This window comes from Brevundimonas sp. P2_A6, from assembly GCF_056404975.1.
In genome coordinates, this window is the sequence record NZ_JBFUCZ010000005.1 from 132,409 (window position 1) to 145,672 (window position 13,264).

14 protein-coding genes are annotated in these 13,264 nt (G+C 61.1%); 7 read left to right on the forward strand and 7 right to left on the reverse strand.

Annotation, left to right across the window (positions count from 1 at the left end; genetic code table 11):
- Positions 1-35 precede the first annotated feature (35 nt).
- The 5 genes from AC1DW4_RS12865 to AC1DW4_RS12885 all read left to right on the forward strand — a co-directional run bounded on the left by AC1DW4_RS12865 (position 36) and on the right by AC1DW4_RS12885 (position 3,805).
- The gene (locus AC1DW4_RS12865; RefSeq protein WP_477017662.1) at positions 36-2,021 is read left to right on the forward strand and encodes a response regulator; all 1,986 of its coding nucleotides are present in this window, start codon (positions 36-38) and stop codon (positions 2,019-2,021) included.
- A 181-nt stretch (positions 2,022-2,202) separates the two neighbouring features.
- Positions 2,203-2,595 (forward strand): hypothetical protein, encoded by a 393-nt coding sequence (locus AC1DW4_RS12870; RefSeq protein ID WP_477017663.1) that lies wholly within the window; start codon positions 2,203-2,205, stop codon positions 2,593-2,595.
- On the forward strand, positions 2,592-2,864 hold the full coding sequence (locus AC1DW4_RS12875; protein WP_477017664.1) for a DUF5985 family protein: 273 nt from the start codon (positions 2,592-2,594) through the stop codon (positions 2,862-2,864). Before AC1DW4_RS12870 ends, AC1DW4_RS12875 begins: the two co-directional genes overlap by 4 nt.
- Positions 2,865-2,881: 17 nt before the next feature.
- Entirely contained in the window at positions 2,882-3,118 is a 237-nt protein-coding gene (locus tag AC1DW4_RS12880; RefSeq protein WP_477017665.1) for a DUF5985 family protein, read from the forward strand.
- A gap of 195 nt (positions 3,119-3,313) precedes the next feature.
- Positions 3,314-3,805, forward strand: a complete 492-nt coding sequence (locus AC1DW4_RS12885) for a peroxiredoxin family protein (RefSeq protein WP_477017666.1) — start codon at positions 3,314-3,316, stop codon at positions 3,803-3,805.
- A 336-nt stretch (positions 3,806-4,141) separates the two neighbouring features.
- Here AC1DW4_RS12885 and AC1DW4_RS12890 read toward each other — a convergent pair whose 3' ends face one another.
- Positions 4,142-4,516 (reverse strand): hypothetical protein, encoded by a 375-nt coding sequence (locus tag AC1DW4_RS12890; protein ID WP_477017667.1) that lies wholly within the window; start codon positions 4,514-4,516, stop codon positions 4,142-4,144.
- A gap of 276 nt (positions 4,517-4,792) precedes the next feature.
- Positions 4,793-5,302: a hypothetical protein gene (locus AC1DW4_RS12895; protein WP_477017668.1), complete on the reverse strand. Its 510-nt coding sequence runs from the start codon at positions 5,300-5,302 to the stop codon at positions 4,793-4,795.
- A gap of 656 nt (positions 5,303-5,958) precedes the next feature.
- On the opposite strand from AC1DW4_RS12895, the gene AC1DW4_RS12900 reads away from it, so the two are divergent.
- Positions 5,959-6,435 (forward strand): hypothetical protein, encoded by a 477-nt coding sequence (locus AC1DW4_RS12900; RefSeq protein ID WP_477017669.1) that lies wholly within the window; start codon positions 5,959-5,961, stop codon positions 6,433-6,435.
- Between the two features lie 71 nt (positions 6,436-6,506).
- Here AC1DW4_RS12900 and AC1DW4_RS12905 read toward each other — a convergent pair whose 3' ends face one another.
- From AC1DW4_RS12905 to AC1DW4_RS12925, 5 genes are all read right to left on the reverse strand, one after another.
- Positions 6,507-7,100, reverse strand: coding sequence for a C39 family peptidase (locus tag AC1DW4_RS12905; protein WP_477017670.1), 594 nt, complete (start codon positions 7,098-7,100; stop codon positions 6,507-6,509).
- A gap of 228 nt (positions 7,101-7,328) precedes the next feature.
- The gene (locus tag AC1DW4_RS12910) at positions 7,329-8,231 is read right to left on the reverse strand and encodes an NmrA family NAD(P)-binding protein (RefSeq protein ID WP_477017671.1); all 903 of its coding nucleotides are present in this window, start codon (positions 8,229-8,231) and stop codon (positions 7,329-7,331) included.
- Positions 8,232-9,506: 1,275 nt separating this feature from the next.
- Positions 9,507-9,800, reverse strand: a complete 294-nt coding sequence (locus AC1DW4_RS12915; protein ID WP_477017672.1) for an HU family DNA-binding protein — start codon at positions 9,798-9,800, stop codon at positions 9,507-9,509.
- Between the two features lie 740 nt (positions 9,801-10,540).
- On the reverse strand, positions 10,541-11,266 hold the full coding sequence (locus AC1DW4_RS12920) for a hypothetical protein (RefSeq protein WP_477017673.1): 726 nt from the start codon (positions 11,264-11,266) through the stop codon (positions 10,541-10,543).
- The gene (locus AC1DW4_RS12925; protein ID WP_477017674.1) at positions 11,263-11,766 is read right to left on the reverse strand and encodes an RNA polymerase sigma factor; all 504 of its coding nucleotides are present in this window, start codon (positions 11,764-11,766) and stop codon (positions 11,263-11,265) included. The genes AC1DW4_RS12920 and AC1DW4_RS12925 overlap by 4 nt, the downstream gene beginning before the upstream one ends.
- A 114-nt stretch (positions 11,767-11,880) precedes the next feature.
- On the opposite strand from AC1DW4_RS12925, the gene AC1DW4_RS12930 reads away from it, so the two are divergent.
- Positions 11,881-13,185 (forward strand): S8 family serine peptidase, encoded by a 1,305-nt coding sequence (locus tag AC1DW4_RS12930; RefSeq protein WP_477017675.1) that lies wholly within the window; start codon positions 11,881-11,883, stop codon positions 13,183-13,185.
- The last annotated feature ends 79 nt before the right edge of the window (positions 13,186-13,264 follow it).

Here is a 13,264-nt window from a genome sequence, read left to right on the forward strand (position 1 = left end):
CCACCAGGAGGAAGTCGGGTCCACCCAAGGCGCGGGTGCTGATCGTCGACGATGACGAGCGCAACGCCTTCGCCGCGACAGAGGCTCTAGAAGTCCTCGGCCATGAACTGGTCGTGGCCCGCTCCGGCGAGGAAGCCCTGCGCATCCTCTTGGTCCAGGAGTTCGCTGTCATACTGCTGGACCTCCACATGCCCGGCATGGACGGTTACGAAACCGCCCGACTGATCCGCGAACACCCGCGCACTCGCGACACACCTATCGTCTTCGTCACGGCGGTGTTCCGGGACGAGCCGCACATCTTCCAGGCTTATTCCGTCGGGGCGGTGGACGTCGTGTTCAAGCCGGCCGATCCTTTCATCCTGCGCTCCAAGGTCGCCATTCTGGCCGATCTCCACCTCAAAACGCTTGAGCTACGCCAGCAGAACGAAGAGCGCCAGGCGCTGCTCGAAGACCATGCACGCATCAGCGAAGAGAAGCTGGCGGCCGAACGCGCGTTGCGGGCCACGCGAGAACGACAGGACGCGATCCTGAAGTCGCTTCCCGTCGTCTTCACCTCGCGGGCTACGGTCCACCCCTTCAAGGCGCTGTTCGTCAGCGACAGCATCATGCCGCTGACGGGCTTCTCGCCCGAACGCTTTGTAGAAGATCCTGAGATCGGCTTGGGCCGTCTGCACCCCGATGATGTCGCCAGCGTCGCGGACTGCCTCATGAAGGCTTCGGAGACTGGAGCCTACGCTTGCGAGTATCGGTGGCAGTGCGCCGACGGCACCTATCGCACCTTCCTAGACCAGGGCGTGTGGGTTCCGGATGAGATCGGTGGAGAAGGCCACATCCATGGAACGCTGTTAGACGTCACCGAGCGTCGCCAGCTGGAAGAACAGTTAATCCAGGCGCGAAAGATGGAAGCGGTCGGCCAGTTGACCGGCGGTGTCGCCCACGATTTCAACAACCTTCTCACGGTGGTGCTGGGCAACGCCGATATCCTGCTGCGGCGCGTCGAGGGTCAGGCGAACCTCATCAAACATCTCGCGGCCATCCGCGCTGCGACCGAGAGAGGTCAGACCCTGACCCGCCAGTTACTGGCGTTTTCCCGGCGGCAGACTCTTAATCCTCAGGTTGTCGATCTCAATCAGTTGATCACTGGTTTTGTACCCCTGCTTCAGCAGGCCGTGGGCGACGGCGTCGAGATCGAAACGCGGCTGTCCGCCGATCCATTTCGCGTCATGGTCGACCCGACCCATCTGGAGACTGCGCTCCTCAACCTTGCGGTCAATGCGCGCGACGCCATGAGCGGACGGGGCCGACTGACAATCCGCTCGGACGGGCCACCTGCCTCGGAGGGTGCTGACGCTTTTGCGCGCATTTGTGTCGGCGACACGGGTCCGGGGATGCCGCCGGAGATCGCCGCGCGAATATTCGAGCCGTTCTTTACCACCAAGGACGTTGGGAAGGGCTCCGGCCTGGGGCTATCGCAAGTGTTCGGCTTCGTCACTCAATCCGGCGGAAGGGTGAGTGTCGCAAACGAGCCCGGCAAGGGCGCGAGTTTCGAGCTTCGCCTGCCGGTGACGACGGAGCCGGTCGCGACCGAGGGACGGAGCTCTCTGGCGAATGAAGACCTTACTGGCACCGAGCGAGTGCTCATTGTCGAGGACGATCCTGCAGTCCTCAGCGTTTGCCTCGATATGCTCGTCAGCCTTGGCTACAGCTGTGAGGTCGCTTCGGATGGCCAGGGTGCCCTGCACCGTCTGTTAGGCGAAAATCGGTTCGACCTGCTGTTCTCCGACGTCGTCATGCCGGGGGGGATGAACGGCATAGAACTGGCGCGTCAAGCACGCCAGATCCGGCCAGAATTGCGCGTTCTTCTCACTTCTGGTTATCTAGGCGAAGGCGTCGAGACGTCCACGCATGAGTTCAATTTAATCGATAAACCATACGAACGCGCGCAGCTTGCGCAATGTCTTAGACAGGTCCTGGGCGAAGGGAGCCAACCTCTCCTAGAGCCCAAGGCACTTGCGAAGTGATGGGGCCAGACACCGGCGTGCTCGGCTCCAAAACCATTGGCAGGGGTCGCCTGAACCCGAGCCCGGGTAGACACCGCGCGTCGTCCAAGCCGCAGGCAGCCGGAGCTTCCGACATTGCCTCCTGCAGAGGGCTCTCCAGGTTCGGCCCGATGCCGCTTTCCGACGACGCAGGCCTCGAACCGTGACGGATCGTAATTCGCCTGGAATTGACCCGGAGTTGCGCGCCTTCATTGAAGGAGCACTTCCTTCGGTCTGGGCGCTTGAGACCTTCCTAGCATTAAAGCGGAACACGGGGACGTCGTGGACCGTGGACGGCTTGGTCAGTGAGTTGCGGGCCAACACGTCCTTGGTAGCGGACTGTCTTGGCCACCTGGAACGCGCAGGTCTGATCGTCTCGATAGAAAATACATATCGCTACCAGCCGGCTTCAATGGCCCTCGACAGGCTGGCGCACGATCTCGAGGCCGCATATGGCGAGCGGCCGTTCACAGTGATTGGCGTGATAACGTCAAGGCGTGTTGATCCTTTGAAGGGTTTCGCCGATTCATTCAAACTTGGGAGATGGAAGGCATGAGCGTATTCGCCCCGGAAGTCATTTACTTCCTCTGCCTTGCTGCTAGCTCCGCATGCGCCGCCCTTTTGATCCGATCTTACCTTCGATCACGTCAGCCGTTACTGTTGTGGAGCGCGGGTTGCTTCTGCCTACTGGCGCTCAACAACGCCGCCGTCGTGTTGGATATGATCGTGTTTCCCAACCTGGATCTCACGCTTGCACGTCAGTTGACGGCGTTATGCGCGGTGGGGGTTCTTATCTATGGCTTCGTTTGGGAAGTTGATCGATGAACGGGACCGAAGCTATCATGGGTGCCACCATCATGGGGTACACGGTCGCCAGCCTCTTCTTTCTGAAGTTCTGGCGTCGTACGGGCGACAGTCTATTTTTTGCTTTCTCCATGGCTTTCCTGCTCCTCGCTGCGACCCCATTGCTTACTCTTGTTTTCTCGGTTCCCAGGGAAGAGCAGAGCCCATTCTATCTAATCCGCGCTTGCGCCTTCATAATCATCATCCTCGCCATCGCCATAAAGTCTCGGCGCTAGGTTCTGGGCTCATAAGCGCGGTTCCAGGAAGCGGACGTTCCTAAGGTCCGCTTCGGGTGGAAAGCGGACCTTAGGCTTGGCTGCTCACAAGCATGGGTCTTTAGGGTACTCGCGCCACGAAACTAACGATTAACGAAATCGCAGCCGCCACTCTCTTACCTTCAAATTGGAAGGGCGTAGAAGTGGCGTAGATCGATGAAGAGAACTATCCGCGTGGGCGAACGGGTTCCACCCGTCCGGTTGGGCCGACTGAGCGAAGGCTTCGTCAGCAGTCAGAGCGCAGAGACCCTGTTCCTGGGCCGTCGCGGCATCTTGATCGGCGTGCCCGGAGCCTTCACCCCAGTGTGCAGCGGAACTCACGTGCCAGACTTTGTAGACCGCGCGCCGCAGCTGAAGGCATCGGGCTTCGACTTCATCGCCTGTCTTGCCGCAAACGACCCTTGGACGCTGGACGCCTGGAGCCGTCAGTTAGATCCGGAGGGCCGCCTGCTCTTTCTGTCGGACGGCAACCTGGAGTTTGCACGCACGACCGGCCTCACAAGGTTGGATCCGGATCAGTTCCTGGGCGAGCGTTGCCGCCGGTTCATGATGGTACTGAACGGTGCGGTGGTGGAGAAGCTGTCGGTCGAGCCCGAACTCGCGGCCCTGACCTGCACTCGATCCGCCGACGTTCTGTTGGACGCCTGAGATCGGTCCTCAGCAAGCGACACACCGATTTGGCGAAGGCTCCTAGCAGTCATTGGCGTCTGGGTGAAAAGCCGACTTTGCAAACGACAGCCACGGATCCAAAGCGACTAGTGACGTCGCGGCTGCAAGTGGACGCGTGAAACGTTTGAAGTCGGCAGAAGACGGTCGCTCAGCTGCTCCGTTCAAGATGCCGACGTGCCGCCTTCACTACGGCCTCGCGGTCCAAAACCGCCATTCGTTCCCACAAGGGCTGCGTGGGGGAGACCGTTTGTCGACGCATATTACGTAGTTCGACCCACCGATCTTCGTTATCGCTGTTTTTATTCATGTGACTACTCAGATGCTCATCATGGGTCGCGGCAAGAGTGCTTCAGCCAATTGGACAGTGTCGGCGACCAGATGGCAGCGGTCGAGGAACTTTGTCTCCATCATCGCGCAACGTTCGTAAGTAGCAGGATCATTGCTGACGAAAATCGTAAAGCTCTGTTTGCTGCGGGCGCTGTTGAAAGCTGCAGCGATCTGGCCGACTTCGTCTAGGGTCGCCTTCTCATGGGGGTTGCGGATGTCGAATATCCAATCCCAACCGCCGAGTTCAGGCCGCTTCTTGATCAGGTCCAAAACCGTGTCAGCGACCGTATAGGTTTGTGGCATTGGCAGGACTGTTACCAAAATCCGGTGCGACCGCTCGTTGATTGAAACCTTGGTGGTCATGCCTCGACCATATCGGAAGCCGACAAACGAAACTTTAAACAGCCGAATAAAGGAAGGCCCTCGTCCGGGGCGGGGCGAGGGCCTTCAGGTCTGGGCATCATCACGGATAGGAATTGGTCGGGCGATGAAGGATCATCCCGACTGCTGACCTTGACCAAATCGGCCTGGACTCTCAATCCCTAAATAGTAACGGGTTGTCGAAGCCAAGTGCTAACGACTTCTGGTCGCCATGCGAGGTCCACTAAGGGTCGAAAGCAGACGGGCGCCAATGGGTGGTTAGCGGACTTTAAATCTGGCTTCGGCGAGCGCGCGCTCATGCTCGTCCAGAACGGTATGTCGCGCAGAGTGACCGATGGCAGCAGCGACGCACCATGCGACCATGCCAATCAGGCAAATCCCGATCACGCCGTTGTAAAGGACTGCGTCGAGCCACACGGCGAAGAAGGACATGATGAGGGGAACGCACATCAGCAAGATGAGAGCGACGGCAAGACCTATGGACAGCGGTTTTTGATTTCGAAGGCGTTGCCGAGCTACTTCGTCAAGCGACGCAGTCATTCGCTCCTCACGGTCACGTGCACCAGACCTCACGTAGAACCACACACCCAACAATCCTAAGCCTCCTAAAGCGATAGAAAGGATCAACGGGGCAGGTGGGTTGGTCAGGCGGGAAAAAACAGCGGCTACAAAAAGCATGACGCCAACCGTCCCGGCCAAAACTGGCTTTCGCCAACCGGATCGCTTTTCTGTCAATCCATCCGCCATCAGCACATTGTGGTCAGCCATCTGAAAGTCCGCAATGGGTCGGAAGCGGCAATCTGCGTGCCGCCCGAAAGCGGACCCTCCCATGACGCCCAGGGGTGGGAAGCGGACCGTTTGCTGAGGGCGATTACCGGCCTGTTTGGCGGTCGCCAGTCGCCACCACTCGTTTCAAATGAGCATCTTCGGTTCTGTGCCCCATCACGGTGGAAACTGATCCGACAATCAACGCTGCGTGGCCTAAACCTGCCCTGATCGGGAAATCTAATCGAGTGAAAATCAGAGCCGCGACCGCTCCAAAGGCTAGGATTGTGAGAAGCAACCACATCGTATGCTGAAAAAGAAATCGGTCTCGCTCACCCACGGACACCAATGAAAAGTTCGCAGTCCCGACGAGCATGTTTTCTTTGATGGCGGCCCCGCCGATCCCAACGATGAAAGCCACAACGGCAACTATCGGTCCTGCATAACTAGGTCTGGCAAGCAGAGCCGCAGAAAGGCCCAACGCTGCAAGAACGCCCGTGCACGCCGCCCAGCGTTTTGTCTCAGAAGAATGAAACGTAACGCGCATCGAGCGGCTCAATCTGGTTAGACGTTGATACGATCACGAATACCACGATTGGCGGAACCAGTGTCCGCAATGGGTCGGGAGCAGACGGACGCCCACTGGTGGGAAGCGGACATTGCCGTCGCTCATCAAGGTGGGCACGATAGCATCGATGCTGGTGAGCCCTGACAACTATGACGACCTCAGATCATGGCTTGGACGAATGGTCGTGCTTGCCATGCCAGACATCGAAGTTGGCTCCGAGATCGACCCGGTTCGGATCCTTGATGGTTTCGCCGAAAAGGCACCAGCGAAGGCGAGAGTGGGCCTCGCGCTTGCTGTTGGCGACCTTCTCGAAATGACGGGCGACTGGCCGGATGACCGCGTGGTCACGACCGATCAACAGCTTCTCGCCGCCGGACTTCCAACCCTCTCGGACGTCCGTGCACTCTTCAACAAGACCATAAGCCGGGTTTTGAAACGCGGCTCGATCAGGAGCGAGGCTGAGTATCATTCGGTCCGAAATGCCTCAGAAAGACAGGGCGAACATCAGCCAATTTTGTGGACCATGATCGAGGCTTACGAAGCGCAACAATCCAGTGACGTCTGCTAAGGGTCGAAAGCTGTCATTCAGATGACGTCGGCAAGCGGCCCGTCCGACGAACAACTAGCGGAAAGCTGGCATCAGGTTTCGATCAAGGCTCGAAAGTCGCCTCCGTAAGATAGCTCGTTCCATATCTGACGGAACTCCGTGAGGCTGAAAACTCTGCGGCCAGGTGACGGCTGGTCCGGATCGATCATCGTAATCTCTGCTTTCTGCCTATCGACGGCGACGACCACCACGGTATGTCCGACATCCCGAGTGAGGGAGAGATCCACGATCACGGGGTCACCTAAAGCCACCTCGGCCTCGATCAGACGAAGGCCTTGATCGAAACCCGCATCGTCGTTTCGAAACGTCTTTTCATGCCAGTTCCGCCCCAACGCTCGAGACACTCGGATCATGTCAGAGTAGCGAGTGATCGAGTGGATTTCCTCTTCGGAAGCGTCGGGATTGCCGAGCGCCAATATCTTGAGCTGTCGCGGCGTTCTCCGAACGCCCTGGTGCTCAAGAACCATCGACGCGACCGTGGGCACACAGAGCAGCAGTTCTTGGCGCTGATGGCGCAAATCGATTGACGGTGTGCCTTCACTGCCAGTCGGTTGAACGACCGGGACGGTGCACGACACGACAAACAAGGCAACTAGTGCGGGAAGAAGTGAAGCAACTGCGCGCATGAGCCAGTAGGCGCAGATGTCCGTAAAAAGAATGTAGAGGGGAGAAGGTTAACTCCGAGAGGCGCGACCGGCCCTCCATCGTTGATGATCCAAGGTCCGCTCTGGGTCGAAAGCGGTCAAAGGCATCGTGCCGGATAGCGGACGTTCTGAACTGCCGTCGTGGGTGGGCAGCTGATGTTTTCCGCCCTGCCCTCGGTATGCGTTTCAAAAATATCGTTCTGGCGCCGCCTAAGAGAAGCGCTCCGCCAGGAGCGCCTTCACGGGCGTCCAGAGCAGATCGGGATAACGGGCGTTATCGAGCGGCTCAAGCTTCCCGCGCCCGCTGAACTGGTCGCGCATGTACTGCATGCCCTGCCATGGCGGAAACGCTTCATCCTGGCCCGGAGCGATCAGTTTGGTGAGCTTGATCATGGCTCCGAGCGACCCGAGGCTTCCCACCCACAGCGTTCGGTAGCGTTCGGCGGTCGTTTCCGTCATCGCCACGGCAAGCTCGCGGGCGCTGAGAGTGTCCCCGGCGATGCGCAGGAACCGCGGCGTGTTCTCGTCCATCGCGGCGGCCGCAACATAGGCAGCGACATTGTCCTTGGTGGTGAAGTCCAGTCTCTGATCCGGATCATGCCAGAAGAGGACGCGGCGGATGCCCGGTTGAATGAGCGGCATCTCCTCGCCAAGCATATCCATAAAAGCGCCATTCAGGATCGACGTAGCTTGGATTGGCGCGAGGTCGATGAGCGCCATGAACTCGCGGCGCAGATCGAAATTCCGGTTGTCACCGGGTCGGGTCTTGGTGAAGTCGGCCGCGTAGTCTGACGGAATGATGCGCGGCACTTTCGCGCGGATCGCGGCGTTGAGCAGTACCGTCTGGCGGTCGATAATAACATCGCGCACGCCGTTGAGTGCCGAGACAACGCAGTCGGCACCAGCCAAGGCTTCCGCCACGGCATCGAGATCGAACGGATCGGCGGGAATTACCCGCGCCCCAAGGGTCTCGGTTCGAGATCTCTCTCCGTCGTCCAGGTCCGGTCGCACAATCGCGCTTACGGTGGCGCCCCGCGCTACAAGAGCCTTGATGATCCGGGCACCGAGATCCCCGGTACCGCCCGCGATTGCCACATTGCCGGTGTCTGACATGGAGAAGTCCTAGCTGACGTGACACTCCCTATACGCCACCGTTGCAAATTCGCTTTCTAAAGTATGTGACGCAGTCCTGCCTCACCGGCTTGTGGTGCTAAACCGGCTGCAGACCGGCCAAATGGCCGCAATGGGTCGAAGGTGGTCATGCGGTGTTCGCCGGAAAGCGGACATCGCGACCAAGGCCTAGGGCAACCGCACAGTGCAGTTAGCTGATGGCCCCAGGTATGCTTCTGCCAAGGCGACGGAACCGACACCGTCTCACCTTGCCGCAATATGGCTCAGCTTATCGAAAAGTCGCTCGACGGCGCAGGACCGCTACGGGAGGGCCGGTCCTTCACTGGCAGGTCGATTGCGGACACTGATCTGGAGGACCTGATCTGCGTTTGGCAGCGGCTGGGAAATCCCGCTCTCCGAAGTCTTGCGGTCCGCCTCATTCGAACCCTTAGAGAAGATCGTTCGGGGTAGGACTTGGTTCGCCGCGAGATGACCTAGCCGAAGTCCGGATCGGATCGGATCGGACGCGGCTATCGACCCGAGGCGGAAAGCTACACTCCTCGCCATGGGAGGAAGCCTGTTCACCGATATTCGCGAAAGCTGGACTGAGAGGGTGCGCTGCGCACGGTGATGCCGCTTCTTCTGAGGATCGTGTCAAAATGGCTCAGGGCTGATACGAGGGTCGTTTGGCACGAGTGTCACTGCATGGAAACTAAAGCATGAGTTTACGCGCTGGGGTCGCAGTGTTCGTCCTGTTGGGGACCCTGCTCGGTGGCTGTTCAACGACGCCGAGGCAGTTCGACCCGGTTCTTGCTGCCCCCTCGTCTGGTGAAACGGAGGCCATTGTCTCCACCTGTCGTGAAATGGTTGATGCGGGCATCACCTCCAATTTCGTGAGAGACGGCTTGGCCCCAAGTGCAACCGGAGTTGTGGCTGCATATGGAACTGGTGCTGTCGCCTTCGCAGGTGCCGGGAGCACCCTCGCCGGCACGGTCGGAGCTGCTTCGGTGGCTCTGGTAGCAATGCCGGTAGTGGGGATCGCCGCTGGCGTTTTTTACACCCGCCACGTCCGGTCAAGGCGCGAGCGCCAGAGCAGGACAGCCATGATCCAATGTCTCAGTGAATACGATATTGAGGTTTCAGACTGGCAACTTCGCCAGTCCGATTGAGTGCTCCATATTGACCAACCAATGTCCGCAACGGGTCGGGAACCGTCATCCAAATCCGATCCGAAACCGGACAAGCTGAACGAAATCCCTGAAGAGGAAGCCATAGCCGTCAGCCAAGCCTGACAGACCCGTTTAGCCGCTCGTGGAGTCGCTTCCCCGCTCGAAACATCGTGCTCGTAGTTGCAGCCGCAGTGACTGCCTCCCCCGTCCGGGGATTTCTGGCCGTACGTTCAGCAAGGAAACGCGGGGTAAATATGCCAAAGCCACGCAGTTCGACCCTCCTGCCTTGACCTAGGGCGGTTTCGATCTTGCCCAGGATCTTCTCAACTACTTGCCGCGCCCCCTCGGGCCCTAAGTGAGGATACTCCGCGGCGAGACGGTCTACGAGCTGTGTTTTTCTCATTGCTCTTTTAAAGCGGGCCAGAGGTAACTTGCCAACCGTGTTTCTAAAAACGGACGCCGCCAACGACCGGCCAGGGCCTTACGAAGTCAATGGCACAGACCGAAAAGCGGACGATGACCTCCTCGCCTCGCCTAAGCGCCATTTCGCGAAACGCTGCAGGCATTTCGCTGACTGCCAGCACCCCGGTGCGGTTTCGTGTTTGGCCTAAGGCTCGCGGAGGCCCGCGGTTGAGGATCTCGCTTTCGCAAGCCGACATGGTACCGTCGTCAAGGGCGTACGCTGACTAGCCTCCCCACACTGGGGACGGTGTAGCTTCCTAAGCGATCTCTGCGGGGCCGATTGCGAGGTCAGTGGAGCCGCAGTCCTTGCATTGCCCAGTTGAGGAGCGTGGCTGGCGCAGATCGATGCGGACCCTACTGGCACCATCCCATGCCTTGCTAACTTCGCCCAATGCGGTCCATCGCAAGGCCAGAGTCGAGCTCTGGCCGCATCCCCGGCATCGCACAGGGTACCGGTCCGTTTGCCACGACTTTGCGGAGGTCGCCTGATCAATCACCGCGTTGTCCGCCCGTTTGCGCCGGCTAAAAACAGCCTCGCCTCCAGAAGTCCCCGATGCTTATCAGAGTTCCGCTCACCTTGGGTGAGGTCTGACACGCGCAAGGGCTGGAGATCGGCAGGATGCTCGTAACTCGACATTCAAATCGTCTATCGTAACCGCGCTATCGAAACTGCGGGAAAGCCTAACGCCATCCTCCATCGCGAGCTCGCTCCTCAGCGGCAGCGTCCAAGGTCTCTCCAGACAAGCCAGCGTCCACCGCTGCCATTATCACCGCAGGCGTGTCCGATGCGGCGGTGCGCACTTCGCCAGTTGGGTCGCCGAGCGGGGTAAGAGCGCGGATAGCCCAGTGTCCCTCGTCGCGGCAGGCCAGACCCGCCACGCCGACCACGCCGGCCCGGAATGTGCGGCACCAACGGCCGTCGATGTCCCGATAGGTCAGAGCGACCGCCCGCCCCTCGGTGTCCTCGCCATCCGAGGCCAATCCCTGGTCTAGCACGCGTACCAGGCCAGCATCCACGATCGCTCCGCCGGATGACATGACGAAACCGTCCTCCGCGGGGTTGAGCAGGGGGCCAAGGACAAGGCCGCCGACGAATGTCGCCACGGCAAGGCCACCCCACAGGGCCGCGCGCCTTGGGGCGAAGGCGTCGGCCAGCGCGCCCGTCAATCGGGCCCATGGAGAAGGAGCCGGGTCTGCACCCGTGATCATTCGGGCCAGAGCTACGTCACGCGCATCGGGAGCCACGACAAACGCCTCCCGCGCAAGCGTCCGCAGCCCCCGTATCCGCGCCAGGCGCTTTGCCAGGTCCTGATCATGCAGGGCCTCGGCATCGATACGGTCGCTGGCCTCCCGGCTCAGCTCTCCGTCGATACGGCGCATCAGGGTCTCGTCGTCGTAGTGGGTCATCCCATTACTCCTTGCGCCGACAGGGTCTCGATCAACGCCTGCCGGCCCCGGACCAGACGACTAGTCAGGGTGCCGGCCGGCACACCCAGCACCTCGGCGGCCTCGGCGTAGGACAGGCCCTCGATCAAGACCAGAGCCACCGCATGCTTCTGATCGTCAGGCAGGGCATGGATCGCCGCGCGGGCGGCCAGGGCGTCGACGCGCAGGCCTTCGTCCGCCTGGGCGTCGTCTCCGACAGAGGCCGTAACGGCATCCTCTGGACACACGACGCGGCCCCATCTCTGGCTTGAGCGACCCTCGTCGATGGCGATCCGCCTCATGATGGTGAAGGCCCAGCTGTCGAGCCGCGTCCCTGCGCGGAACTTTGCCCGCGCGCCGAGCGCCCGCTCGATCGTCTGCTGGACGAGATCCTGCGCATCCGCATCACGGGGCCGCAACACCCGAGCAAAGCGGCGCAGGCGCGGAAGAAGCTCGACCAGCCCCGTCTGAAAGTCGTCCAAGCGTTATCCTCGTCCATGCGGATGAAACGACCGGGCCGGGACGTTTCATCCGTGGCATAGACAGGACGGAATGTCTTCTTCCGCAAGTGCCGATTTTCGGAGGGTGAATTGAGATTGAGACAGGGCATTCTGAGTGGATTGGCTTTGCTGTTGTTGGCGGCGGCGACGCCCACGGCCGCGCAGATCGGGCCCCTGCAGACCCCGAGGCTCCCGGTCGCCCCGCCGGGTCCGGGCCGATTGCCTGAGGTTGGGGATATCGATGCCCTGGCGCGCCGGTCCGTGGATCGCGCGCTGCAGGCCCCTGCCAGACTGAGCGATCTTGTCCGGCGGTCGGGAGGCGCGCTGGACACGGATCCTGACGGCTGGCCGGTGGTCGCCGCGGAGATCATAGCCATCGATCTGTCGGAGGCGGCGCAAGCGGAGGCCGTGCGCGCCGGCTTCACCCTGGTCCGCCAGGAACGGCTGGAAGCCCTCGATCTGAACGTGGTCGTGCTGGCACCACCGCGCCGAATGCGCCTGGCACGGGCCGTGACGCGATTGCGCGCCCTCGATCCGGACGCCGACGTCAGTTTCAACCACGTCTACGCCCCGGCAGGCGAGGCATCCGCACGGCAAGGCCTCCTGCCATTGGAGCTGTCTCCATCGGCCACCCAGGGCTCAGGCGCACGACTCGGATTGATCGACACCGGCGTAGAGGCGACCCATCCCGCTCTCGTCGGTTCAAGGATCACACAGCGTGGCTTCGCGGGCCCGCCGCGACTTGGGGCCCATGGAACGGCCGTCGCCTCTCTGATGGTCGGACAAAGCGGCGTCTTCGCCGGGGCGGATCCCGGGGCGGGCCTGCTGGTCGCTGACATCTTTGGCGGGCAGACGGACGGCGGCTCCTCGACTGGCCTTGCCGAGGCGCTGGCCTGGATGGTTGACCAGGAGGCACGGGTAGTGAACATCAGCCTCGTAGGACCCAGGAATGGCCTTGTGGAGCGCGCTATTGCGCGGGCGCTAGCGCGAGGCCTGACCCTCGTCGCGGCCTCTGGAAACGATGGTCCGGCCGCCCCGCCACTTTATCCCGCCGCCTATGAGGGCGTCGTAGGTGTCAGCGCCGTCAACGCCCGCGGAAGTATCCTTCCCGAGACGGGACGAGGTCCACAGGTCGACTTCGTCGCGCCGGGTGCCGATATGGCGGCAGCAGGCCAGGCCGGGACCTGGACGCGCGTGCGTGGTTCATCTTTCGCCGCCCCGCTCGTCGCAGGTCTGCTGGCCCGCAGCGGCGGTGGGGCCCAGGCGCTCGCGGCGCTCGCGCGGACTGCGGCCGACCTGGGTGCGCCGGGCAGGGACCCCGTCTACGGTGAAGGGCTTGTCGGCACAGCGCTCCGGGTCGACCCCAGCGTGATCGGTGCTCGCGGGCAGCTGTCCAGATAGGATTTCTCTCGGGCTCGGGATGAATCCTGTGGGTCGTGTCGTTGGAACTTGCGAGGGCGATGTCGCCCAGACTCTGCAG

Excerpts from the sequence above, each read along its gene's own strand:
- AC1DW4_RS12905 (WP_477017670.1), bottom strand. The coding sequence starts at position 7,100 with ATGCGCGCAGTTGCTTCACTTCTTCCCGCACTAGTTGCCTTGTTTGTC.
- AC1DW4_RS12920 (WP_477017673.1), bottom strand. The coding sequence starts at position 11,266 with ATGACCCACTACGACGACGAGACCCTGATGCGCCGTATCGACGGAGAG.
- AC1DW4_RS12885 (WP_477017666.1), top strand. The coding sequence starts at position 3,314 with ATGAAGAGAACTATCCGCGTGGGCGAACGGGTTCCACCCGTCCGGTTG.
- AC1DW4_RS12895 (WP_477017668.1), bottom strand. The coding sequence starts at position 5,302 with ATGGCTGACCACAATGTGCTGATGGCGGATGGATTGACAGAAAAGCGA.
- AC1DW4_RS12910 (WP_477017671.1), bottom strand. The coding sequence starts at position 8,231 with ATGTCAGACACCGGCAATGTGGCAATCGCGGGCGGTACCGGGGATCTC.
- AC1DW4_RS12890 (WP_477017667.1), bottom strand. The coding sequence starts at position 4,516 with ATGACCACCAAGGTTTCAATCAACGAGCGGTCGCACCGGATTTTGGTA.
- AC1DW4_RS12915 (WP_477017672.1), bottom strand. The coding sequence starts at position 9,800 with ATGAGAAAAACACAGCTCGTAGACCGTCTCGCCGCGGAGTATCCTCAC.
- AC1DW4_RS12880 (WP_477017665.1), top strand. The coding sequence starts at position 2,882 with ATGGGTGCCACCATCATGGGGTACACGGTCGCCAGCCTCTTCTTTCTG.
- AC1DW4_RS12875 (WP_477017664.1), top strand. The coding sequence starts at position 2,592 with ATGAGCGTATTCGCCCCGGAAGTCATTTACTTCCTCTGCCTTGCTGCT.